Origin of the sequence: Pseudomonas sp. ABFPK, assembly GCF_001586765.1 — a bacterium.
Lineage (GTDB): Bacteria > Pseudomonadota > Gammaproteobacteria > Pseudomonadales > Pseudomonadaceae > Aquipseudomonas > Aquipseudomonas asiatica.
This window is the reverse complement of sequence record NZ_LQXW01000001.1, coordinates 92,419-116,053: the sequence shown is the minus strand read 5'-3', so window position 1 is coordinate 116,053 and position 23,635 is coordinate 92,419. Positions and strand designations below refer to the sequence as shown.

Genomic DNA, 23,635 nt, shown 5'->3' with positions numbered 1-23,635 from the left:
TTTGGGAAGCGGGTTCTTAGGCTAGTGACCTTTCCCTATTCCTCCAAGGCTTATTCGCTCTTCCACAAATAGTGTGGACAGCTGGCTTCAAGCTGTCTTCATTGGTTTGATCAGGCTTTCAGCCGGAATGCCAAACATTTCGTGCAATTTCCAAATCATTGGCAGCGTCAATGAACGCTTACGATTTAGCACTTCATAGACCCGGTTTGTCTTACCTATGGCAGGAGCCAAATCGGCAGCGGTTAGGCCGGACTGTTCCATACGAAACTTGATGGCCTCGATCGGGTCTGGCAGCTCCACCGGAAAATGCTTGCTCTCGTAAGCCTCGATCAAGGTGATCATGACTTCAAAAGCGTCTCCCTCGGGTGTGCCAGGTTCTGGCTCATTCTCGAACAGCGGAGAGATCTCCTTGAGTGCTGCCCGGTAGTCGTAGTCGGTGCGGATTGGGCGGATGTTCATTGATAGTCACTCCATCTCCACAGTGTTTGCGTCGATTTTGTCGTACTCCTCGTGCGTTCCGACAAACTTGATGTAGACCGCTCCAAAGCGGTAGGCAACGGCTACCACCAGCCTGTAATCGTTCCCTTTGATATTGAAGACGACGCGTCTGCCTTTCAGGATGCTTGCGTTACGGTACTGGCTCTTGATGGTATCAGGACTCGTCCATGTCGCTTTCCTGGCTTCGTCGACCCATGCGCGTAGTGGTTGTTCAGCGTTTGGGTAGGTTTCCCAAAAGGCTTTCAACTGGCTGATGGCGATGATCTTCATGTTTGGTAGTGTAGTCCCATGGTGGGACTGCACGCAAGGGTTGGTAGAGTCGCTCCGACAACGATTCAACGTTCCACGTGGAACAGGTATTCAGTAACCGCTGAGGACGTTGACGATCACACCACTGGCAATAGCCACCAGCACATAGTCCCCGTTCACATACAACCAACGGTGATCACGCGGTGGCGCATACAGGTGGCGTGCTTTCCAGTCGGTCACCCAGTAACGGTCGCCACGGTAATGCGGGTCAACCACATGGCCACGCTGCCACTGCTGATGCGGAACCGGCATGCCCTGTTGTGGGCGGAAGTTCGGGTCGCGGTAGGCGGGACCGCGACCATTGTCATGTCGGCCTTGGTACTGTGGCTGCCCATGCGGTGGGTTGCCCTGGTGCGATGGGCCGCCATCATGCCGGTCAGGTGGGCCTGGCTGCGCGAAACTGGCCAAGGGGGCGCTGAGCATGAGCGCGGCGCAGATCACGGTCAGGGTTGTCTTCATTTTGCGGTCCTCTGCATGTTGACGCCTGGCGGGAGCTGACTGGCTGCCAGGTTCGGTTAACTGATCAGACCACAATCATTCCCGCTAAATGTCAGGACAGAGGTAAAGGTCCGGTAAAGGTCTGAGGAGGCGCGGTGGATGGCACCGGCTTCGCTGGTGTTCGCGGGTGAACCCGCTCCCACAGGATGTGTGTTGCCCTCGGGGATACGCGTGTCCTTGTAGACCGCGTTAACCGAACGCGTCAATTCAGGCCAAGCTCCTTCAACCGGCGATACAGGGTGCGCTCGCTCAGGCCAAGGTGACGGGCCAGTTCACTGCGCGAGCCCTTGAACTGTTGCAGTGCCTGGGCCAGCTCACCCAGGTGATTGCGCCGGCCATCTGCCGTGATCGCCCCTGTCGACCCAATGTCCTCCGGCAAATGCTCGGGCCGGATAAGTCCGTCGTCCGCAAACAAACGCGCCCTTTCCAGAATGTTGCGAAGTTCGCGAATATTGCCTGGGAATGGATGCAGCACGAGTTTCTGCAAGGCCTCGTCGCTCAGCCTGGGTGTCGGCTTGCCGGCCATGCGCTGCAGCAGGCTCTGGGCGAGCAACGGTAGGTCTTCTGCTCGTTCGCGCAATGCCGGCAGACGTATCGGGAAGCCGCTGATGCGGTAGTACAGGTCTTCGCGGAAGGTGCCGTCCGCGACCATTTGCTTCAGCGGTTTATGGGTTGCCGATACCAGGCGGAAATCCGAATGCACCGTACGCAGGCTACCTACCGGGCGGAAGCTGCCGGACTCGATCAGGCGCAGCAGCTTCACTTGCATCGCCAGCGGGACCTCGCCAATTTCATCCAGAAACAGGGTGCCACCATGCGCCGCTTCAGCCAGGCCGATCTTGCGCTGGTTGGCGCCAGTGAACGCGCCCTTCTCGTAGCCGAACAACTCGCTCTCGAACAACGACTCGTTCAGGCCGGTACAGTCAACCACCACCAACGGGCCGTTGGCCCGGGGGCTACCCAAGTGCACTGCGCGGGCGAACAGTTCCTTGCCGGTACCCGACTCACCCTGTAGCAACACCGGGATCTGCGCCGGTGCCGCACGTTGCAGGCTGGCCAGGGCCGCTTTGAACGCTGGCGCGCGGCCGACCAGCCCTTGTTCCTGAGGCTGCGCCGACGCGAGGGTGATGCTGGTCAGGCGTTCGACAAAGGCCACCACCCTGCCCTGTTCATCCAGGATCGGCCGCAGCTCGACATCCACATGCTCGGGGCCACGTGGCGTGTGATGAATATGCAACACACGCTCCGGAACCTTGCTTTGCCACGCCTTGCGCATCGGGCAATGCTCGCCGGCCTGGTCGCAAGGCACGGCGTAGTGGTGCGAGACCTTGTGGCATTTCTCACCCAGCGGCGCCTGCTCATGGCGACCGAACTGGCGGCGATAGGCAGCGTTGGCCGCCAGGATGTTGTAGTCGGTATCCAGCACGATGGTTGGCAGGGCATCGTGCTCAAGATAGGAAACCAAAGCTAGGATGAGGGGATGGGCTTCAGGCATGACGGCACCGATTGGATGACCGGCGCAGGGTAACAAGGACTGCCAAACACTGCCATCGGCTGACAGTCGACTGCCATCTGCGCTGCCACTGTCGTCGGCAACTGTCAGCAACGGGCCGGTTTCATTGGCCCAAACGCAGGAAAATGCCTGGCATGCATCTTGATAAACCTCCTGGCACTGCCTACGCCTGTACAAGGCTGGGCGGATAAATTGGAGAACGCGATGATCATCGGCAACAACCTGCACGTGGACGCTTTTTACGACAAGGCGACCTCGACCATCAGCTACCTGGTCATGGACGGCGAAACGCGCAAGTGTGCGTTGATCGACAGTGTCCTGGACTATGACCCCAAGTCGGGGCGTACCTGCACTGCTTCGGCGGACCAGTTGATTGACCGGGTGAAGGAGCTGCGAGCTGACGTGCAGTGGGTGCTGGAAACCCATGTGCATGCCGACCACCTTTCGGCGGCGGCCTATTTGAAGGAAAAGCTTGGCGGCCATACCGCCATCGGCGCGCATATCACCCAGGTACAGAAAGTGTTCGGTACCCTGTTCAACGCCGAGCCTGGCTTCGCCCGCGATGGCAGCCAGTTCGATGTGCTGTTCGAGGACGAGGAAGGTTTTCGCATTGGCAACCTGCATGCCCGCGCGTTGCACACCCCGGGGCACACGCCTGCGTGCATGAGCTTCATGATCGAGGACGCCGGCGAGACAGCGGTGTTCGTCGGCGACACCCTGTTCATGCCCGACTACGGTACCGCCCGTTGCGACTTCCCGGGGGCCGATGCCCGTACCCTGTACCGCTCGATCCGTCGTCTGCTGGCCTTCCCCGACCAGACCCGGCTGTTCATGTGCCACGACTACCTGCCAGGTGGCCGTGACATGCAGTACGTCACCACCGTGGCCGAGCAGCGCGCCAACAATATTCATATCCACCAGGGCATCGATGAGGACAGCTTCGTCGCCATGCGTGAAGCCCGCGACAAGACCCTCGACATGCCCGTGCTGATCCTGCCTTCGGTGCAGGTGAACATGCGCAGCGGCCAGTTCCCCGCGCCGGAAGATAACGGTGTGAGCTACCTGAAGATACCGCTGAACAAGCTGTGACCGCCCTGCCCCATAACCAGATTTACAGGATTTACCGCCATGCCTGCCTTGTTGTCCCCTGCCAATACCGATCACCACAAAGTGGTCATCGTCGGTGCCGGCGCCGCCGGAATCGCCACCGCTTCCAGCTTGATCAGCCGTGACCCGTCGCTGGATGTGACCTTGATCGACCCCGCCGAAGTGCATTACTACCAGCCCGGCTGGACCATGGTCGGTGCCGGTGTGTTCATGGCGCCAAGCACTGCTCGCACTATGGCCTCGACCACTCCGCGCGGCGTTCGCTGGATAAACGCACGTGTGCAGGGGTTCGACCCGCTGGGCCAACTGGTCCTCCTCGAAGGCGGCCGCGCCATCAGTTATGAACAGTTGGTGGTCTGCCCCGGCCTCAAGCTGGATTGGGCGGCCATTGATGGCCTCAGCGAGACCTTGGGCCGCAACGGCGTCACCTCCAACTACCGCTACGACCTGGCGCCCTACACCTGGGAACTGGTGCAGAAGCTCAAGCAAGGGCGAGCGCTGTTCTGCCAGCCGCCTATGCCGATCAAGTGCGCAGGCGCGCCGCAGAAGGCGCTGTACCTGTCTTGCGACCACTGGCTGCGGCATGGTCACCTGGGGGCTGTGAAAGCCAGTTTCTTCAATGCCGGTGCAGTGTTGTTCGGAGTGGCGGACTACGTGCCCGCACTCATGAAGTACATCGAGAAGTACGCCGTGGACCTCAATTTTTCCCACCGCCTGGTCGCCGTGGACGGCCCGAACAAGCGAGCCACCTTCGTGCGCACCTTGGCCGATGGCAGCAGCGAAACCCGTATCGAGGCCTTCGACATGCTGCACGTGGTACCGCCGCAGGTGGCACCGGACTTCATTCGTGAAAGCCCGTTGGCCGACAGCGCCGGCTGGGTCGATGTCGACCCGCACACCCTGCGCCATCGCCACTTCACCAATGTCCATGCCCTTGGGGACGTGACCAACACCAGCAATGCCAAGACCGCCGCCGCTGCACGCAAGCAGGCTCCGGTCGTGGCCAACAATGTACTGGTGGCCCTGGGCAGGCTGCCTACCCTGGCCCAGTACGATGGTTATGGATCCTGCCCGCTCACCGTCGAACGCGGCAAGATCGTCCTTGCCGAGTTCACCTATGGCGGCAAGTTGGCTCCAAGCTTCCCCAACTGGTTGCTGGATGGCCGCAAGCCGACACGTCTGGCCTGGTTGCTCAAGGCGCAGGTGCTGCCACCCTTGTACTGGAAAGGCATGCTCAAGGGCCGCGAGTGGCTGGCACGGCCACAGCCGTTGGTAGCCGAGGGTCGGCAGTGATCGAACATCAAATACTGGGAGCGGGCCTGGGCGCGATCATCGGTGCCGTGCTGGCGTTGACCGGTGCCGGCGGTGGCATTCTCGCAGTGCCTTTGCTGGTGTTCGGCCTGGGGCTGTCGATGGTCGAGGCGGCACCGGTCGGCCTGCTGGCCGTAGGCATGGCGGCAGCGGTGGGTGCTGTGCTGGGCTTGCGGCAGGGCCTGGTGCGCTACCGGGCGGCGCTGTTCATCGCATTGATCGGTGTGGCAGCGGCGCCGTTCGGGCTGATGCTGGCGCACCGCCTGCCGAACACGCCACTGCAGTTGGTGTTCGCCGGGGTGTTGGTGTATGCCTGCCTGCGCATCTGGCGCAAGGCGGCCAAGGAACTGCACGACGAAGCCAATGATGCCCATCGCTACATCGAACCCTGCGTGCTGAACCCGCTGCAGGGCCGTTTGCGCTGGACCCTGCCCTGCGCGCGCGCCCTGGCCTTTACCGGCGCATTGTCAGGGCTGCTGTCCGGCCTGCTGGGCGTGGGCGGTGGCTTTGTCATCATCCCGGCCCTTAACCGCTACACCAACCTGCGCATGGCCAGCATCGTTTCCACTTCGCTGGCGGTGATCGCGCTGGTGTCCACCGGCAGTGTGGTCAGCGCCAGCCTGGCAGGGGTCATGCACTGGCAGGTAGGCGCCCCGTTCGCCGTTGGCGCGGTGCTCGGCCTGCTGCTGGCGCGGCCATTGGCGGCCAGGCTGGCCGGGCCGCGCTTGCAGCAGATGTTTGCCGTGGCCGGTTGGGCTGCGGCCCTGCTGCTGGCCGGCAAGGCGCTACTGGGCTAGCAGCTCGCTCTGTTCTGCCGCGCACAGCGCCAGCAGGTAGTCCCACACTACCCGCAGGCGCACCGACTTGTGCAGTTCGCGGCGGGTGCAGATCCAGTAGCTGCGCTGGATGGTTTCGCCAGGCAGCACGCGCACCAGCGTCGGGTCGTGGCGGGCCATGTAGTTGGGCAGTACGGCGATGCCCAACCCGGCGCGGGCGGCGGTTTGCTGGGCGATCACGCTGGTGCTGCGAAACACCACGTTGGGGGCCCGGCAGAAGCTGTTGAGAAACAGCAGTTCCTGGCTGAACAGCAAGTCGTCGACGTAGCCGATCCAGCTATGCCGGGCCAGGTCCTCGCGGTTGCGCAGCGGGGGCGCGCGATCCAGGTAGTCCTGGCTGGCGTACAGGGCCAGGCGATAGTCGGTGAGCTTGCGGGTGATCAGCAGGTCGGCGTTGGGCCGTTCCAGGTGGATGCTGATCTCCGCCTCGCGGTTGAGGATGCTGACGAAGCGCGGTACCGCCACCAACTCCACTTCCAGGCCGGGGTAGCGGTCGAACAGCGCATTCATGCGCGGGGTGAAGAACATGATGCCGATGCCTTCGGTCACCCCCAGGCGAATCTTGCCCAGCGGCGTGATGGCCTGGGTGATTTCTTCCTGCGCCAGCAGGGCGACGTTTTCCATGGCTTCGGCGTGCTTGAGCAGGGCCTGGCCCGAGGGGGTCAGTTCATAGCCCTGGGCATGCTGCACGAACAGCGCAGTCCCCAGGCTTTGCTCGATGCTCTCGATGTGCCGGGCCACGGTGCTGTGGGTGGTGTTGAGGCGCTTGGCGGCGGTAAGCAGGCGGCCGCTGCGCTGCAACTCGAGGAAAAACCGCAGATCGTTCCAGTCGAACATGCTTGTCCCTATGCATCCAGACCGCGCGAACCTTTGTAGGAGCGGCCTTGTGTCGCGATGGGGCGCGCAGCGGCCCTGAATTCAGCAAACTCGGTCTACCTGAAGGACCACATGTGCTGACTCAGGGCCGCTGCGCGCCCCATCGCGACACAAGGCCGCTCCTACAGGACCGCGCCGTTGCCGTGATGATCGCTGTGCTAAAACGCACAGCGGCTGCGCGAAATCTCGTGTTTCCTCCACGAAATTACTCACTAAGATGGATCGGGACAAGAATAATAATCAGGCCCGAGGTTGCAAATGCCATCAGCCGATTCTGTCTTCGACTACGTGGTCGTAGGAGCCGGTCCCGCCGGTTGCCTGTTGGCCAATCGTTTGTCCGCCGACCCTTCCTGCCGCGTACTGCTGCTGGAAGCGGGTGGCCGCGACAACTATCCCTGGATCCATATCCCCGTCGGTTACCTCTATTGCATCGGCAACCCGCGCACCGACTGGTGCTTCAAGACCGAGGCGCAGCCCGGTCTGGGTGGTCGTGCATTGGGCTACCCTCGCGGCAAGGTGCTAGGTGGCTGCTCCTCGATCAACGGCATGATCTACATGCGCGGCCAGGCTGCCGACTACGACCGTTGGGCCGAGCAAGGCAACGAAGGCTGGGCCTGGAAGGACGTACTGCCGCTGTTCAAGGCCAGCGAAAGCCACTTTGCCGGCGCCAGCGAGCACCACGGTGGTGATGGCGAATGGCGGGTCGAGCGCCAGCGCTATAGCTGGCCGATCCTCGATGCCTTCCGTGATGCCGCCGAGCAAAGCGGCATCGGCAAGGTCGAGGACTTCAATACCGGCGACAACCAGGGCTGTGGATATTTCCAGGTCAACCAGCGCAGCGGTGTGCGCTGGAACGCTTCCAAGGCTTTTCTGCGGCCGATCAAGGACCGCCCCAACCTCACCGTGCTGACCGGCGTTCAGGTTGACCAGGTGCTGCTCAACAACACCCGTGCGCGTGCGGTAAAGGCGTTCTGGCAGGGTGCCTGGCACGAGTTTGCGGCACGTCGCGAGATCATCCTCTGTGCGGGTGCTGTGGGCTCTCCCGGTATCCTGCAGCGCTCCGGCATCGGCCCGCGGCAGTTATTGGAAAGCCTGGGCATTGGCGTGCGTCACGACATGCCCGGTGTTGGCGGCAACCTGCAGGATCACCTGCAGCTGCGCCTGATCTACCAGATCCGCAATTCCCGTACCCTGAACCAGATGGCCAACAGCCTGTGGGGCAAGATGGGCATGGGCCTGCGCTACCTCTATGACCGCAGTGGCCCGCTGGCCATGGCCCCGAGCCAGCTGGGTGCATTCGTGCGTTCAAGCCCGGAGCAGGCCACCGCCAACCTGCAGTACCACGTGCAGCCGCTGTCACTTGAGCGATTCGGCGAACCACTGCACACGTTCCCGGCCTTTACCGCCTCGGTGTGCAACCTGCGCCCGGCCAGCCGCGGGCGTATCGATATCCGCAGCAGCGACATGAACAGCACGCCGCTGATCGACCCCAACTACCTCAGCGACTCCCAGGACCTGCGCGTCGCCGCCGATGCCATTCGCCTTACCCGGCGTATCGTCCAGGCCCCTGCCCTCGCTGCGTTCGACCCAAAGGAATACCTGCCGGGCCCAGCCCTGCAAACCGAAGAAGAGCTGTTCGAAGCCGCCGGCAAGATCGGCACCACCATCTTCCACCCGGTCGGCACCTGCCGCATGGGCAATGGCGAACTGGACGTTGTGGATAACCAGTTGCGCGTACACGGCATCCCCGGCCTGCGCGTGGCGGACGCCTCGATCATGCCGCAGATCACCTCCGGCAATACCTGTTCACCCACCCTGATGATCGCCGAGAAGGCGGCGCAACTGATCCTCAAAGGAGCTGCTACCCAGACCTATCTGAACGAAGACGCGATACCGACGCCCTGACCCCGGGTGCGTGCAGTACCGGCAGCTGGCGGTCAGAAGCTGCCGACAGTGGAACAACAAGAATAATCACTGTGGCCTGCGGGCCGAGGACAGCAACGATGTCGGATTACATCCAAGAGCAGGGTGCGGCGGCCAGCAGCTCCAGCCGTCGTGAAGAACGCAAGATCATTTTCGCGTCATCCCTCGGGACAGTTTTCGAGTGGTATGACTTTTTTCTCTATGGTGCGCTGGCAGCGGTCATCAGCAAGCAGTTCTTCGCTGGCGTGAACGACACCACGGCCTTCATCTTCGCCCTCATGGCCTTTGCCGCCGGCTTTCTGGTGCGGCCATTCGGCGCGCTGGTGTTCGGCCGGCTGGGCGACATGATCGGGCGCAAGTACACCTTCCTGGTCACCATCGTGCTGATGGGCCTGTCCACCTTCGCGGTAGGGTTGTTGCCCACCTACGCCAGCATCGGCATCGCGGCACCGATCATCCTGGTGGTCCTGCGCATGCTGCAGGGGCTGGCGCTGGGTGGTGAATACGGCGGTGCGGCCACCTATGTGGCCGAGCATGCGCCGCCCGGCAAGCGCGGTTTCCACACGGGTTTCATCCAGTCCACCGCCACCCTTGGCCTGTTGTTGTCGCTTGTGGTCGTGCTGGGCAGCCGCTATATCAGTGGCGACCAGTTCGAAACCTGGGGTTGGCGCCTGCCGTTCCTGTTGTCGATCGTGCTGCTGGCGATTTCCACCTGGATTCGCATGAGCATGCACGAGTCGCCGGCCTTCGTGAAAATGAAGGCTCAGGGCAAGGTCAGCAAGTCGCCGATCCGTGAGTCGTTCACTTCCTGGCCGAACCTTAAAGTGGTGCTCACCGCCCTGTTCAGCATCAACGCCGGGCAGGCCGTGACCTTCTACACGGCGCAGTTCTACGTGCTGTTCTTCATGACCCAGATGCTGAAGATGGACCCGGCCCAGGCCAACACCCTGCTGATCATCAGCGTGGTCATTGGTGCGCCGTTCTTCGTGTTCTTCGGCTGGTTGTCCGACCGTATTGGCCGCAAGCCGATCCTGATGCTCGGCCTGCTCCTGGCCACGGTGCTGTACTTCCCGCTGTTCAAGGCGCTGAGCCACTACGCCAACCCACAGATCGACGCAGCCAGCCGCCAGGCGCCGATCGTTGTCACTGCCGACCCGCAAGGCTGCACCTTCCAGTTCGACCCGGTGGGCAAGGCGCGTTTCGACAGCCCGTGCGACAAGGTCAAGACTTTCCTGGTCAAGCAAGGCCTACCGTACAGCTCTGTGGATGTGGCCGGCAGCGATGTGGTGGTTAACATCGGTGACAAGACCATCAACGGCTTCGACGAAGCAGCCATGCGTGCTGCGGTGGAACAGGCCGGTTACCCGGCCAAGGCCGACCCTGGGCAGGTCAACCAGGTGATGGTGGTGGTGCTGATCGTGGCGATGATCCTGATCGCGACCATGACCTATGGCCCGCTGGCGGCGGTGATGGTCGAGCTGTTCCCCACTCGCATCCGCTACACCTCGATGTCACTGCCCTACCACATTGGCAACGGCTGGTTCGGTGGCTTCCTGCCAACGCTGTCGTTCGCGCTGGTGGTGTACACCGGGGATATCTTCTATGGGCTGTGGTACCCGGTGCTGGTGACCGGGGTCAGCCTGGTGGTGGGGATCTTCTGCCTGAAAGAAACCAGGGATGTGGATATCGACAAGATCTGACGGCTGCAACGGGCCGTTTCCACACGCCCGCATGAGGCAATAAAAAAACCGGCTGTAAAAGCCGGTTTTCTTATGCCCCAAAAAAACTTATGCACGATTTTCAGAAAAATGTCATACACAGAAATAAACAACTAATTCAAACACTTAGCGATCACTTCAGGCTTTTAATCCAAAAACAGTTCACAAGTTATCCACAGATGGTCAGGCCATCTGTTCCTGGGGTTTTTCCTCTGCTGGCGGCAGCGAACCCATGGCCCGCTGGGTCGCTTCGTTCCACGCCGCGGCGCGGTCGTTGAGCTCGGCGATGGCCCGTGGCCCGGTGCCGTTGGCGTACATCGGCTCGCCAATCACCACCTCGATTGTGCCCGCGCGCTTGCCCCAACCGGTCTTGGGCCAGAACTTGCCGGCGTTATGGGCAATCGGCAGCACCGGCAGCCCGGCATTCACTGCCAGCGCGGTACCGCCACGGGAGAACTTTCCCATGGTGCCGAATGGCACGCGGGTGCCTTCCGGGAAGATCAGCACCCAGGTCTTCTGCTTGAGCAGCTCGTCACCCTTGCTGGCTACCTGGCGCAGGGCTTCCTTGGGGTTATCGCGGTTGATCGCGATCGGCCGCAGCATGGCCATGGCCCAACCGAAGAACGGCACGTACAGCAACTCGCGCTTGAGCACCTGGCTCAGCGGCGAGAAATACTGGGAAAGGAAGAAGGTTTCCCAGGTGCTCTGGTGGTTGGACAGGATCACGCAAGGCTCATCAGGCACGTTCTCGGCGCCAGTGATCTTGTAGTCGATACCCAGGATGGTGCGCACCAGGAACAACGCGCAACGGCACCAGTACACGTTGATGAACTTGTAGCGCTTGGGGAACGACAGGAACGGCGCGACGAAGAAGCTCAGCGAGCACCACAGCAGCGAACTGGTGCCCAGCAGCAGGTAAAAAAGAAAGATTCTGATCGCCTGCAGGATCGACATAGTGGCTTGTACCATTGCGGGGCATGCCCGCCTGAGAAAAATGCGCCCGAAGGCGCACTGTTTAAATTAGTTCTCTGGCGATAGCTGCCAGATCGTCGAAAATCAGTGTAGTTTCCGGGACGCCTTTTTCCAGGGTCCGCTCGCCCTTGCCGGTTTTCACCAACACGGGTTGTGCACCGACGGCCAGGGCGGCCTCCAGGTCACCTTTGCTGTCGCCAACGAACCAGACGCCTTCCAGGCCGACCTGGTAATGCTCGGCGATCGCCCGCAGCATGCCAGGCTTGGGCTTGCGGCAATCGCAGCCTTCGTCCGGCCCGTGCGGGCAATACACGATGTGGCCCACTTCGCCACCCTGCTCGGCCACCAGCGCGCGCAGGCGCGCGTGCATGGCCTCGAGGGTAGTCAGCGCATAGTAGCCACGGGCGATGCCGGACTGGTTGGTGGCCACGGCCACCGTCCAGCCCGCCTTGCTCAACTGCGCGATCGCATCGACCGAGCCAGGGATCGGCACCCACTCGTCCAGCGTCTTGATGTAGGCGTCGGAGTCGTAGTTGATTACTCCGTCACGGTCGAGAATCAGCAGTTTCAAGGCTTACCCCAGCAGCGAAATGTCGGCCACGCCCAGGAACAGGCCGCGCAGGCGGCTGAGCAGGGCATAACGGTTGGCGCGTACCTTGGCATCCTCGGCGTTGACCATCACCGCCTCGAAGAAGGCGTCGACCGGGTCACGCAGGGCCGCCAGGCGGGCCAGCGATTCGCTGTACTGGCGCGCAGCAGCCATCGGTTGCACGGCCTGGTCGGCCTGCTGGATGGCCGAGTACAGGGAGAACTCGTTGGCGTTGTCGAAGTACTTCGGCTCGACGTGATCGGCGATGGCGCCTTCGGCCTTGCTCAGCAGGTTCGACACGCGCTTGTTCACCGCGGCCAGGGCCTCGGCTTCCGGCAGCTTGCGGAAGGCTTGTACAGCCTGCACGCGCTGGTCGAAGTCCAAGGCAGAACCTGGCTGCAGGGCACGGACCGACAGGTAGGTGGCCACGTCGATGCCTTCGTCTTCGTAACGCGCACGCAGGCGGTCGAAGATGAACTCCAGCACCTGTTCGGCCAGGCCGGCGGCCTTGACCTTGGCGCCGAACTGCTTGACCGCGAACTCGACCGCACCGGTCAGGTCCAGGTCCAGCTGCTTCTCGATCAGGATACGCAGCACGCCCAAGGCGGCACGGCGCAGGGCGTACGGGTCCTTGCTGCCGGTAGGCAGCATGCCGATGCCGAAGATGCCGACCAGGGTGTCGAGCTTGTCGGCGATGGCCACCGCAGCACCGGTGAGGGTCTGCGGCAGCTCGGCGCCAGCACCGCGCGGCATGTACTGCTCGTTCAGGGCCAGGGCCACGTCTTCCGGCTCACCGTCGTTGAGCGCGTAGTAGTAACCGGCAACACCCTGCATTTCAGGGAATTCGCCGACCATCTCGGTGGCCAGGTCGCACTTCGACAGCAGGCCGGCGCGGCCGGCGCGCTGGGCGTCGCCGCCGATCAGCGGGGCGATGAAGGCGGCCAGCTTGGAGACGCGCTCGGCCTTGTCGTACACGGTACCCAGCTGAGCCTGGAACACCACGTTCTTCAGGCGCTCGTTGAAGGTTTCCAGCGGCTGCTTCTTGTCCTGCTTGAAGAAGAACTCGGCGTCGGTCAGGCGTGGGCGTACGACCTTCTCGTTGCCTTGCACGATCTGCTTCGGGTCGCGGCTCTCGACGTTGGCCACGGTGATGAAGCGCGGCAGCAGCTTGCCTTCGCTGTCCAGCAGGCAGAAGTACTTCTGGTTGTCCTGCATGGTGGTGATCAGGGCTTCCTGTGGCACTTCGAGGAAACGCTCCTCGAACGAGCACACCAGCGGCACTGGCCACTCGACCAGGGCGGTCACTTCGTCCAGCAGCGCCGGCGGCACGATGGCGCTGCCTTCCTGCTGCATGGCCAGCTCGGCGGTACGCTTGCTGATCAGCTCGCGGCGCTCGGCGAAGTCGGCCAGCACGTACGCTTTGCGCAGGTCTTCGACGTAGTTGGCCGGGGTGGTGATGACCACGTTTTCCGGGTGGTGGAAGCGGTGGCCACGGGATTCACGGCCTGCCTTCTGCGACAGGATGGTGCAGTCGACCACCTGGTCGCCCAGCAGCATCACCAGCCATTGGGTCGGGCGCACGAACTCTTCACGGCTGGCCGCCCAGCGCATGCGCTTGGGGATCGGCAGGTCGTTGAGCGAGTCTTCGACGATGGTCGGCAGCAGGCCGGTGGTGGCCTTGCCCGGGATGTGCTGGGAGAAGCGCAGCTTGGGGCCGCTCTGGTCGATTTCCGACAGCTCCACACCGCATTTCTTGGCAAAGCCCAAGGCAGCCTGGGTCGGCTCGCCGTCTTTGAAAGCAGCCTGCAGGGGCGGGCCGTCGATATTGATGCTGCGGTCAGGCTGCTGCACGTCCAGCTGGCGGATCAGCACGGCCAGGCGGCGCGGCGCGGCGTAAACCTGCTTGCCGCTGTAGTTCAGGCCAGCGGCCTGCAGGCCCTTCTCGATACCCGCCAGGAAGGCTTCGCCAAGGCTGGCGAGGGCCTTCGGTGGCAGCTCCTCGGTGCCCAGTTCTACCAGGAAATCTTGAGCACTCATTGTGCAGCCTCCAGCTTAGCCAACACTTCGTCACGCAGTTCAGGGGTGGCCATCGGGAAGCCCAGGCGTGCGCGGGCTTGCAGATAGCTTTGCGCCACGTCCCGGGCCAGGGTACGTACACGCAGGATGTAGCGCTGGCGCTCGGTTACCGAGATGGCGCGGCGGGCGTCCAGCAGGTTGAAGGTGTGCGAGGCCTTCAGGACCATTTCATAGGTCGGCAGCGGCAGCTCAAGCTTGATCAGGCGGTTGGCTTCGCTTTCGTAGAAGTCGAACAGCTCGAACAGCTTGTCGACATTGGCGTGCTCGAAGTTGTAGGTCGACTGCTCCACCTCGTTTTGGTGGAACACGTCGCCGTAGGTGACCTTGCCGAACGGGCCGTCGGCCCACACCAGGTCGTACACCGAGTCGACGCCCTGGATGTACATGGCCAGGCGCTCCAGGCCGTAGGTGATTTCACCAGTGACTGGGTAGCACTCGATGCCGCCTACCTGCTGGAAGTAGGTGAACTGGGTGACTTCCATGCCGTTGAGCCAGATTTCCCAGCCCAGGCCCCAGGCGCCGAGGGTCGGCGATTCCCAGTTGTCTTCGACGAAGCGAATGTCGTGGACCAGCGGGTCCAGGCCGATGGCTTTCAGCGAGCCGAGGTACAGCTCCTGGAAGTTGGCCGGGTTGGGCTTCAGTACCACCTGGAACTGGTAGTAGTGCTGCAGGCGGTTGGGGTTTTCGCCATACCGCCCGTCGGCAGGGCGACGGCTAGGCTGCACATAGGCGGCGTTCCAGGTTTCTGGACCCACGGCGCGCAGGAATGTAGCGGTGTGGAAAGTGCCGGCGCCTACTTCCATATCGTAGGGCTGAAGCACCACACAACCTTGCTCGGCCCAGTAGTTCTGCAGGGCGAGGATCAGGTCTTGGAAGGTACGCACGGCTGGCGTAGGCTGGCTCACGAAATTCACCTGTATCTGGGGATGCGGATGTAAAGAGCGGGAGTATAACCTGATTCGCCTCGCCCTCTACTCATTGGAGCCTTATGCCACGCTGCTTTTGGTGTACCGACGATCCGTTGTACCAGGCCTACCACGACCAGGAATGGGGAACGCCCCAGCGTGACCCGGCGTTGCTGTTCGAGATGCTTTTGCTCGAAGGGTTCCAGGCGGGGCTTTCGTGGATCACCGTATTGCGTAAACGCGAGCGTTATCGCGAGGTGATGCACGGCTTCGATCCGGTGAAACTCGCCGTCATGAGCGACGAACGCATCGAGGAGCTGATGCAGGATGCCGGCATCATCCGCAACCGCCTCAAGCTCAAGGCTGCCAGGCGTAATGCCCAGGCCTGGCTGGCTGTGGACAACCCCGCCGACTGGCTCTGGTCATTCGTCGGTGGTGCGCCGAAGATCAACCACTTCACTGGCCGCAGCGAGGTGCCAGCGGTTACCGATGAAGCCAAGGCGATGAGCAAAGCCCTGCAGAAAGCCGGCTTCACGTTCGTTGGCCCGACCATCTGCTATGCCTTCATGCAGGCCACCGGCATGGTCATGGACCACACCACCGATTGCGATCGCTACGCCGCCTTGTTGCGCTGAGGGGTTACAATGCGCGCCTTGCTGAAATAAGGAATTCGCCTGTGGAAAAGTTCAAGGGCGCCCTGATGGTCGGGGTGCTGCGCCTGTTTGCCAAGCTGCCCTGGGGCGCTGTGCAGCGCGTCGGCGCCGGTATCGGCTGGCTGATGTGGAAGATCCCCAACGGCTCGCGCAATGTCGTGCGCATCAACCTCGCCAAGTGCTTCCCGGAGATGGACCCGGCCGAGCGCGAGCAGCTGGTGGGCCGCGCGTTGAAGGATATCGGTAAATCCTTCGTCGAAAGTGCCTGTGCCTGGATCTGGCCGCCGCAGCGCTCGCTGGAGCTGGTCAAGGAAGTGCACGGCCTGGAAGTGCTGGAGCAGGCCCTGGCCTCGGGCAAGGGCGTGGTCGGCATCACCAGCCACCTGGGTAACTGGGAAGTGCTGAACCACTTCTACTGCAACCAGTGCAAACCGATCATCTTCTATCGCCCGCCGAAGCTGAAGGCGGTGGATGACCTGCTGCGCGAGCAGCGGGTGCAGATGGGCAACCGCGTGGCGCCTTCGACCAAGGAAGGCATCCTCAGCGTGATCAAAGAAGTGCGCCGTGGTGGCCAGGTGGGTATTCCTGCCGACCCGGAGCCGGCGGAGTCGGCCGGGGTGTTCGTGCCGTTCCTGGGTACCCAGGCGCTGACCAGCAAGTTCGTTCCGAACATGCTGGCCGGTGGCAAGGCGGTTGGGGTGTTCCTGCATGCCCTGCGGTTGCCTGACGGCTCGGGCTTCAAGGTGTTCCTGGAGGCGGCGCCGGAAGAGATGTACAGCACCGACGTGACCGTGTCGGCGGCGGCGATGAGCAAGGTGGTCGAGCGCTATGTGCGCGAGTACCCGAGCCAGTACATGTGGAGCATGAAGCGCTTCAAGAAGCGCCCGGCTGGCGAGCCACGCTGGTACTGAGATTTTCACTGTCCCCTGTGGGAGCGGGTTTACCCGCGAATGCGTCGGTGAATCCAACATCGCATTCGCGGGTGAACCCGCTCCCACAGGGACCGCGTTAACCTGATGTCTTGTTGAGTTTCTTCAGAAACACGGTCATCTCTTTCTCGGCCTGCTTGTCCCCATGGGCCTGCGCGGCCACGATCCCCTCCTCCCAGGCCTTGCGCGCCGCCGCCAGGTCACCCTGCAGCTGATGCGCCTTGCCCAGCAGCTTCCACGCCGCCGAGTACTTCGGGTCCTGTTCCACGCACCGTGCCAGATGCACCGCCGCTTCAGCACCATTGCCTTCATCCAGCCAGGCCTTGCCCAGGCCGAACCTCAACAAAGGGTTATCCACACCCTTGGCCAGCATCTTCTCCAGCGATTCGCGCATGCCCTGTGCTCCTAGAAGAAACTCAAGCCGACGTGGAACAGCTTCTCCACATCCCGAATATGCTTTTTATCCACAACGAACAGGATCACATGGTCGCCCGATTCGATCATGGTGTCGTCGTGGGCAATCATCACCTCTTCGTCACGAATGATCGCGCCGATGGTAGTGCCCGGCGGCAGGGCAATGTCTTCGATCGCCTTGCCGACCACCTTGCTCGACTTCGAATCCCCGTGCGCCACCGCTTCGATCGCCTCTGCCGCGCCACGGCGCAGCGAGTGCACGCTGACGATGTCGCCCCGGCGCACGTGCGCCAGCAAGGTGCCGATGGTGGCCAGCTGCGGGCTGATGGCGATGTCGATGTCGCCACCCTGCACCAGGTCGACATAGGCCGGGTTGTTGATGATGGTCATCACCTTGCGCGCACCCAGGCGCTTGGCCAGCAGCGACGACATGATGTTGGCCTCGTCGTCGTTGGTCAGGGCCAGGAAGATGTCGGCGTCGGCGATGTTCTCCTCCAGCATCAGGTCCTTGTCCGAGGCGCTGCCCTGCAGCACCACGGTGCTTTCCAGGGTGTCGGAGAGGTGTCGGCAACGGGCCGGACTCATCTCGATGATCTTCACCTGGTAGCGGCTTTCGATGGCCTCGGCCAGGCGTTCGCCGATTTGCCCGCCACCGGCGATGACCACACGCTTGTTGGTTTCGTCGATACGGCGCAGCTCACCCATCACCGCGCGGATGTCCTTCTTCGCGGCGATGAAGAACACTTCGTCGTCTGCTTCGATCACCGTGTCGCCCCGCGGGGTGATCGGGCGGTCGCGGCGGAAGATGGCCGCCACGCGGGTGTCGACGTTGGGCATGTGCGCGCGGATCTGGCGCAGTTGCTGGCCTACCAGCGGGCCACCGTAGTACGCCTTCACTGCCACCAGCTGGGCCTTGCCTTCTGCGAAGTCGATCACCTGCAGCGAGCCTGGGTGCTCGATCAGGCGCTTGATGTAGTTGGTCACCACCTGCTCGGGGCTGATCAGTACGTCGACCGGGATATGGTCGTTGTCGAACAGCTCTTCGCGGGTCAGGTAGGCCGACTCGCGCACCCGGGCAATCTTGGTCGGGGTGTGGAAAAGCGAATAGGCCACCTGGCAGGCGACCATGTTGGTTTCGTCGCTGTTGGTTACCGCCACCAGCATGTCGGCGTCGTCGGCACCGGCCTGGCGCAGCACCGTAGGCAGCGAGCCGCGGCCTTGCACGGTGCGGATGTCCAGGCGGTCGCCCAGGTCGCGCAGGCGGTCGCCGTCAGTGTCGACCACGGTGATGTCGTTGGCTTCGCTGGCCAGGTGCTCCGCCAGCGTACCGCCTACCTGTCCTGCGCCGAGGATGATGATCTTCATCCGCTACTCCCTACCTTTTGTTTTTATCCGCGCGAGGCGGCGATCTTGATCAGCTTGGCATAGTAGAAACCGTCGTGGCCGCCTTCCTGTGCCAACAACTGGCGGCCGTGGGGCTGGCGCAGGCCGGCTTCGGTGGCCAGGTCCAGCTCACGGGCGCCCGGGGTGCGGGCAAGGAAGGCATCGATCACTTCGGTGTTCTCGGTCGGCAGGCTGGAGCAGGTGGCGTATAGCAGCATGCCGCCCACTTCCAGGGTCGGCCACAGGGCATCGAGCAGCTCACCTTGCAGCGTGGCCAGGGCCGGGATGTCGTCGGCCTGACGGGTCAGCTTGATGTCAGGGTGGCGGCGGATCACGCCGGTGGCCGAACAGGGGGCATCGAGCAGAATGCGCTGGAACGGCTTGCCGTCCCACCAGCTGGCGGTGTCGCGGGCATCGCAGGCGATCAGCTCGGCGTCCAGTTGCAGGCGGTCGAGGTTCTCGCGCACGCGGGTCAGGCGCTTGGCTTCGAGGTCGATGGCCACCACGTGGGCCAGGCCGGTTTCGGCTTCCAGCAGGTGGCAGGTCTTGCCACCCGGTGCACAGCAGGCGTCGAGCACGCGCTGGCCGGGGGCCAGTTCCAGCAGGTCGGCGGACAGCTGCGCGGCTTCGTCCTGCACGCTCACCCAGCCTTCGGCAAAGCCTGGTAGGCCGCGCACGTCGCAGGCTTCGGCCAACACGATACCGTCACGGCTGTACTGGCAGGCGCTGGCGCCAACACCTGCCTCGGCCAGCAGTGCCAGGTAGGCATCGCGGCTGTGGTGGCGACGGTTGACCCGCAGGATCATCGGCGGGTGGGCGTTGTTGGCGGCGCAGATGGCCTCCCACTGCTCCGGCCAGAAGGCCTTGAGCGACTTCTGCAGCCAGCGCGGGTGGGCAGTGCGTACCACCGGGTCGCGCTCCATGCCGGCCAGCAATTCTTCGCCTTCGCGTTGGGCGCGGCGCAGCACGGCATTGAGCAGGCCCTTGGCCCACGGCTTCTTCAGCTTGTCGGCACAGCCAACGGTCTCGCCAATGGCCGCGTGGGCCGGGATACGGCTGTAGAACAGCTGGTACAGGCCGACCAGCAGCAACGCCTGCACATCGGCATCGGCGGCCTTGAACGGCTTCTGCAGCAGCTGCGCCGCCAGCAGGTCCAGGCGTGGCTGCCAGCGTGCGGTACCGAACGCCAGGTCCTGGGTCAGGCCGCGGTCGCGCTCATCGACCTTGTCCAGTTGCGCTGGCAGCGAACTGTTCAGCGAGGCCTTGCCACTGAGTACAGCGGCAAGGGCACGGGCGGCGGCGAGGCGTGGGTTCATTGGCCCAGCACCTTGCCGCTGGCGAATTTCTCACGACGGCTGTTGAACAGGTCGCTGAAGTTCAGTGCCTTGCCGCCGGGCAGTTGCAGGCGGGTCAGGCTCAGTGCCTGGTCACCGCAGGCGACAACCAGGCCGTCCTTGCTGGCGGAGAGGATCTCACCCGGGGTGCCTGTCGCTGTGGTCAAGTTGGCGCCCAGCACTTTCACGCTTTCGCCATCGAGGGTGCTGTGGCACACCGGCCATGGGTTGAAGGCACGGATCAGGCGTTCCAGCTCGACGGCCGGGCGGCTCCAGTCGATGCGCGCTTCGTCCTTGTTCAGCTTGTGCGCGTAGGTGGCCAGGGCATCGTCCTGCACTTCACCGTGCAGCGAACCATCGGCCAGGCCGGCGATGGCCTGGACGACTGCGGGCGGGCCCATCTCGGCCAAGCGGTCGTGCAGGCTGCCGCCGGTGTCTTCGGCGCTGATCGGGGTGACCACCTTGAGCAGCATCGGGCCGGTGTCCAGGCCCGCTTCCATACGCATCACGGTCACACCGCTCTCGGCGTCGCCGGCTTCCACGGCGCGCTGGATCGGTGCGGCACCGCGCCAGCGTGGCAGCAGGGAGGCATGGCTGTTGATGCAGCCCAGGCGCGGGATATCCAGCACCACCTGCGGCAGGATCAGGCCATAGGCGACCACCACCATCAGGTCCGGCTTCAGCGCAGCCAGTTCGGCCTGGGCTTCGGGGTTGCGCAGGGTCGGCGGCTGGAACACCGGGATGTCATGGGCCACAGCCAGTTGCTTGACCGGGCTCGGCATCAGCTTCTGGCCACGGCCAGCGGGGCGGTCGGGCTGGGTGTAGACGGCCACGATCTCGTACGGTCTGTCGAGCAGGGCCTTGAGGTGTTCGGCGGCAAACTCTGGAGTGCCTGCAAAGACGATGCGCATGGAGTTCTCGCTTCAAAAAAGAAAAAGGCTTGCCGGAGCAAGCCTTCTGGAAGGTGGGGATCAGGCTTGCTGGCGGTGCTGCTTTTCCAGCTTCTTCTTGATCCGGTCGCGCTTGAGCTGCGACAGGTAGTCGACGAACAGCTTGCCGTTGAGGTGATCGAATTCATGCTGCACGCACACCGCCAGCAGGCCTTCGCACTCCAGCTCGTAAGGCTTGCCGTCGCGGTCCTGGGCCTTGACCCGCACACGCAGCGGGCGGTCGACGTTCTCGTAGAAGCCAGGTACCGACAGGCAGCCTTCCTGGTACTGGCCCATGTCGTGGGTCAGCTCTTCGACCGTGGGGTTGATGAAGACGCGCGGCTCGCTGCGGTCTTCACTGAGGTCCATGACCACGACCTGCTGGTGCACGTTGACCTGAGTAGCGGCGAGGCCGATGCCAGGGGCTTCGTACATGGTTTCAAACATGTCGTCGATCAGCTGACGCAGGGCGTCGTCGAACACCGTCACCGGCTTGGCGATGGTGCGCAGGCGCGGGTCCGGGAATTCGAGAATGTTCAAGATGGCCATAAGGTCAGGCAGTCACTGTGCGTTCGGTTGAAAACTGAGCACACATAATAAAGGGAAACGGGGATTTCAGCACCTGTGAAAGCTCGTCTAGGGTTTTCAAGGCCAGCTTATTGCCCATTCGATGGACAGGTTGTCAAAGCGTTATCAACAAAGTTATCCACAGTTTGTGCCACGTCGATGGCCCCGATTCGATCAAGGATGATCCCCATGCAGACCTACCATTCGTCGCCTCTTCCGCCTGCCGAACTGGAGGCGAGATTACGCCTGCACCGGCTGCCGGAAACGGGATTGCGTCGCTTTAACAGCTTGCTGGAGGCCTTTGGCAGTGCCTCGTCGGCACTGTGCGCACCGGCTGGCGCCTGGCGCGCATTGGGCATACCCCAGGCCACCATCGATGCCCGGCGCAGTGCCGAAGTTCGTGAGGGTGCACTGGCCGCAATGGCCTGGCTAGAGCGTCAGGGCCAGCATTTGCTGATGTGGGACGGCCCTGGCTACCCGCCACTATTGGCGGAAATCGACGATGCCCCTCCACTGCTTTTCGTAGCTGGAGACCCGGCCTTGCTCGAGCGCCCACAACTGGCAATTGTGGGCAGCAGGCGTGCTTCACCACCGGCGCTCGACACCGCTGCGGCATTTTCCCGCTACTTGGCGCAGGCCGGTTTCACCATTACCAGCGGCTTGGCCGTGGGCATCGACGGTGCCGCTCATCGGGCCGCAATGCAGGCTGGCGGGAGCACGATTGGCGTGCTCGGTACGGGGTTGCAAAAACTTTATCCACAGCGCCACACTTCGCTTGCGCAAGCGATGATCGACAACGGTAGCGCGCTGGTTTCCGAGTACCCGCTGGACGCTGGGCCGCTACCTGGCAACTTCCCGCGGCGCAATCGCATCATCAGTGGCCTGTCGCTGGGCGTGCTGGTGGTCGAGGCAAGCCTGGCCAGTGGTTCGCTGATCACCGCACGCCTGGCTGCCGAGCAAGGCCGCGAGGTGTATGCCATACCGGGATCCATTCACCATCCTGGGGCCAAGGGCTGCCACCAGTTGATCCGTGACGGCGCGCTGCTGGTGGAGAGCGTGGAGCAGATACTGGAAAGCCTGCAGGGTTGGCAGAACCTGCCACCTGCGGTTGAGGATAAATTTGACCATCCACTGCTTGCCCTGCTGCATGCCGCGCCACAGACCAGTGAAAGCTTGGCCCACTGCAGCGAGCTGCCGCTTGCCGACGTGCTGGCGCAGCTGACCGAACTGGAGCTGGAAGGCCGGGTCAGCAATGAAGCCGGGCGTTGGTTTGCCCGCGCGGGCTAAGTACACTGCTCACAAGCAAGGTATATAGGCGGAGTAACAGAAATGGTGAGCAGTTTTCGTGTGCAACAAGCCGCACGTGAGATCCGGGCGGGTGCAGTGATCGCCTACCCGACGGAAGCGGTCTGGGGCCTGGGCTGCGACCCGTGGAACGAGGACGCGGTGTATCGCCTGCTGGCGCTGAAGTCGCGGCCTGTGGATAAAGGCCTGATCCTGGTAGCCGACAACATCCGCCAGTTCGACTTCTTGTTCGAGGACTTCCCCGAAGACTGGATCGACCGCATGGGCAGCACCTGGCCGGGGCCGAACACCTGGCTGGTGCCGCACCAGGACCTGTTGCCCGAATGGGTTACCGGGCAACATGACACCGTGGCACTGCGGGTCAGTGACCACCCGGTGGTACGTGAGCTGTGTGCGTTGGTGGGGCCGTTGATTTCCACCTCGTGCAATCCGGGCGGGCGCCCGGCGGCGAAGACCCGGTTGCGGGTGGAGCAGTACTTCCATGGTCAGCTGGATCTGGTGCTGGGTGGGGCGTTGGGTGGAAGGAAGAACCCGAGTGTGATTCGTGACCTGGTGACTGGCGAAGTCGTTCGTCCGGGCTGACACATATCCACAGGCCTGGCCGGGACCTCCTGTGGGAGCGGGCGAGCCCGCGAAGAATCCAACGCGGTGCCTGGCACGGGCTTCGCCCGTATTCGCGGGCATGCCCGCTCCCACAGGTCAGGGCCAAGCCCCCCCAGATTTTTCTGATTTTGTCCCGAATGGCTGTCCGGTTTGAGGATTGAGAAATATCCTACGAGCCGCGTCCCCTGCCATCACCTTCTCAGTGGGAACCTCTGCCCTTAGTCTTCAGCCGTCGCCGAATAACTTGGCGATCGGGTGTGGTAACCCGGGTTCTGGGTGATCTTGGCAGTCCATGGCGGCTGTTCGCAGGAGGCTTCGTGCCTGCTGGGTTTTAGATCTCCCACCCGGTTTACCACCCTGCGTACAGCTGCCACCTATTCGTGTGGT

The 23,635-nt window shown here is 62.8% G+C and carries 23 protein-coding genes; 9 read left to right on the top strand and 14 right to left on the bottom strand.

Annotated elements, in window-relative coordinates; genetic code table 11:
* Positions 1–87: 87 nt before the first annotated feature.
* The 4 genes from WM94_RS00570 to WM94_RS00555 form a co-directional block, all read right to left on the bottom strand.
* Positions 88–459: a type II toxin-antitoxin system HigA family antitoxin gene (locus WM94_RS00570; RefSeq protein ID WP_015268425.1), complete on the bottom strand. Its 372-nt coding sequence runs from the start codon at positions 457–459 to the stop codon at positions 88–90.
* A gap of 6 nt (positions 460–465) precedes the next feature.
* Positions 466–768, bottom strand: coding sequence for a type II toxin-antitoxin system HigB family toxin (locus tag WM94_RS00565; protein ID WP_015268426.1), 303 nt, complete (start codon positions 766–768; stop codon positions 466–468).
* A gap of 90 nt (positions 769–858) precedes the next feature.
* A complete protein-coding gene (locus WM94_RS00560) occupies positions 859–1,266 on the bottom strand; it encodes an RcnB family protein (protein ID WP_061550203.1) in 408 nt (135 codons plus the stop codon).
* Positions 1,267–1,507: 241 nt separating this feature from the next.
* Positions 1,508–2,800, bottom strand: a complete 1,293-nt coding sequence (locus WM94_RS00555; RefSeq protein ID WP_061550202.1) for a sigma-54-dependent Fis family transcriptional regulator — start codon at positions 2,798–2,800, stop codon at positions 1,508–1,510.
* 222 nt (positions 2,801–3,022) lie between these two features.
* On the opposite strand from WM94_RS00555, the gene WM94_RS00550 reads away from it, so the two are divergent.
* The 3 genes from WM94_RS00550 to WM94_RS00540 are packed head-to-tail and all read left to right on the top strand — an operon-like array spanning position 3,023 to position 6,033.
* Entirely contained in the window at positions 3,023–3,907 is an 885-nt protein-coding gene (locus WM94_RS00550) for an MBL fold metallo-hydrolase (RefSeq protein WP_061550201.1), read from the top strand.
* A 39-nt stretch (positions 3,908–3,946) separates the two neighbouring features.
* Entirely contained in the window at positions 3,947–5,218 is a 1,272-nt protein-coding gene (locus WM94_RS00545; protein ID WP_061550200.1) for an FAD/NAD(P)-binding oxidoreductase, read from the top strand.
* Positions 5,215–6,033, top strand: a complete 819-nt coding sequence (locus WM94_RS00540; RefSeq protein WP_061550199.1) for a sulfite exporter TauE/SafE family protein — start codon at positions 5,215–5,217, stop codon at positions 6,031–6,033. The genes WM94_RS00545 and WM94_RS00540 overlap by 4 nt, the downstream gene beginning before the upstream one ends.
* Here WM94_RS00540 and WM94_RS00535 read toward each other — a convergent pair.
* Complete coding sequence (locus WM94_RS00535; RefSeq protein ID WP_013970255.1) at positions 6,022–6,909, bottom strand: LysR family transcriptional regulator; 888 nt, start codon at positions 6,907–6,909, stop codon at positions 6,022–6,024. The genes WM94_RS00540 and WM94_RS00535 overlap by 12 nt on opposite strands.
* Before the next feature lie 297 nt (positions 6,910–7,206).
* Here WM94_RS00535 and WM94_RS00530 point away from each other — a divergent pair, with 297 nt between their 5' ends.
* Together WM94_RS00530 and WM94_RS00525 are read left to right on the top strand one after the other, a co-directional pair.
* The gene (locus WM94_RS00530; RefSeq protein ID WP_061550198.1) at positions 7,207–8,853 is read left to right on the top strand and encodes a GMC family oxidoreductase; all 1,647 of its coding nucleotides are present in this window, start codon (positions 7,207–7,209) and stop codon (positions 8,851–8,853) included.
* Positions 8,854–8,951: 98 nt separating this feature from the next.
* Positions 8,952–10,571: an MFS transporter gene (locus WM94_RS00525; RefSeq protein WP_061550197.1), complete on the top strand. Its 1,620-nt coding sequence runs from the start codon at positions 8,952–8,954 to the stop codon at positions 10,569–10,571.
* Positions 10,572–10,772: 201 nt separating this feature from the next.
* Here the strand turns inward: WM94_RS00525 and WM94_RS00520 are convergent, their stop codons facing one another.
* Genes WM94_RS00520 through glyQ form a run of 4 tightly spaced genes read right to left on the bottom strand, consistent with a single transcriptional unit; the run spans position 10,773 to position 15,131 of the window.
* Complete coding sequence (locus tag WM94_RS00520; RefSeq protein ID WP_025337179.1) at positions 10,773–11,558, bottom strand: 1-acyl-sn-glycerol-3-phosphate acyltransferase; 786 nt, start codon at positions 11,556–11,558, stop codon at positions 10,773–10,775.
* Between the two features lie 46 nt (positions 11,559–11,604).
* Positions 11,605–12,132 (bottom strand): D-glycero-beta-D-manno-heptose 1,7-bisphosphate 7-phosphatase, encoded by a 528-nt coding sequence (gene gmhB, locus WM94_RS00515; RefSeq protein ID WP_015268435.1) that lies wholly within the window; start codon positions 12,130–12,132, stop codon positions 11,605–11,607.
* 3 nt (positions 12,133–12,135) lie between these two features.
* Entirely contained in the window at positions 12,136–14,187 is a 2,052-nt protein-coding gene (glyS, locus tag WM94_RS00510) for a glycine--tRNA ligase subunit beta (RefSeq protein WP_061550196.1), read from the bottom strand.
* Positions 14,184–15,131 carry a glycine--tRNA ligase subunit alpha gene (gene glyQ, locus WM94_RS00505; protein WP_013970261.1) on the bottom strand — a complete coding sequence of 316 codons (948 nt, stop codon included), beginning with the start codon at positions 15,129–15,131 and terminating at the stop codon, positions 14,184–14,186. The genes glyS and glyQ overlap by 4 nt, the downstream gene beginning before the upstream one ends.
* 83 nt (positions 15,132–15,214) lie before the next feature.
* On the opposite strand from glyQ, the gene WM94_RS00500 reads away from it, so the two are divergent.
* Positions 15,215–15,766 carry a DNA-3-methyladenine glycosylase I gene (locus WM94_RS00500; protein WP_003260004.1) on the top strand — a complete coding sequence of 184 codons (552 nt, stop codon included), beginning with the start codon at positions 15,215–15,217 and terminating at the stop codon, positions 15,764–15,766.
* Between the two features lie 41 nt (positions 15,767–15,807).
* Positions 15,808–16,695, top strand: a complete 888-nt coding sequence (locus tag WM94_RS00495; protein WP_003260003.1) for a lysophospholipid acyltransferase — start codon at positions 15,808–15,810, stop codon at positions 16,693–16,695.
* A gap of 97 nt (positions 16,696–16,792) precedes the next feature.
* Here WM94_RS00495 and WM94_RS00490 read toward each other — a convergent pair whose 3' ends face one another.
* Genes WM94_RS00490 through def form a run of 5 tightly spaced genes read right to left on the bottom strand, consistent with a single transcriptional unit; the run spans position 16,793 to position 21,322 of the window.
* Positions 16,793–17,107 carry a tetratricopeptide repeat protein gene (locus WM94_RS00490; RefSeq protein ID WP_061550195.1) on the bottom strand — a complete coding sequence of 105 codons (315 nt, stop codon included), beginning with the start codon at positions 17,105–17,107 and terminating at the stop codon, positions 16,793–16,795.
* A gap of 11 nt (positions 17,108–17,118) precedes the next feature.
* Positions 17,119–18,492, bottom strand: coding sequence for a Trk system potassium transporter TrkA (gene trkA / locus WM94_RS00485; RefSeq protein WP_013970264.1), 1,374 nt, complete (start codon positions 18,490–18,492; stop codon positions 17,119–17,121).
* Positions 18,493–18,515: 23 nt separating this feature from the next.
* Positions 18,516–19,826, bottom strand: coding sequence for a 16S rRNA (cytosine(967)-C(5))-methyltransferase RsmB (gene rsmB, locus WM94_RS00480; RefSeq protein WP_061550194.1), 1,311 nt, complete (start codon positions 19,824–19,826; stop codon positions 18,516–18,518).
* Entirely contained in the window at positions 19,823–20,755 is a 933-nt protein-coding gene (fmt, locus tag WM94_RS00475; protein WP_061550193.1) for a methionyl-tRNA formyltransferase, read from the bottom strand. Before fmt ends, rsmB begins: the two co-directional genes overlap by 4 nt.
* Positions 20,756–20,815: 60 nt before the next feature.
* Positions 20,816–21,322 carry a peptide deformylase gene (gene def, locus WM94_RS00470; protein ID WP_003260000.1) on the bottom strand — a complete coding sequence of 169 codons (507 nt, stop codon included), beginning with the start codon at positions 21,320–21,322 and terminating at the stop codon, positions 20,816–20,818.
* A 207-nt stretch (positions 21,323–21,529) separates the two neighbouring features.
* On the opposite strand from def, the gene dprA reads away from it, so the two are divergent.
* Together dprA and WM94_RS00460 are read left to right on the top strand one after the other, a co-directional pair.
* Positions 21,530–22,627: a DNA-processing protein DprA gene (dprA, locus tag WM94_RS00465; protein WP_061550192.1), complete on the top strand. Its 1,098-nt coding sequence runs from the start codon at positions 21,530–21,532 to the stop codon at positions 22,625–22,627.
* A gap of 42 nt (positions 22,628–22,669) precedes the next feature.
* Positions 22,670–23,227: an L-threonylcarbamoyladenylate synthase gene (locus tag WM94_RS00460; protein WP_024087945.1), complete on the top strand. Its 558-nt coding sequence runs from the start codon at positions 22,670–22,672 to the stop codon at positions 23,225–23,227.
* Positions 23,228–23,635: the final 408 nt, after the last annotated feature.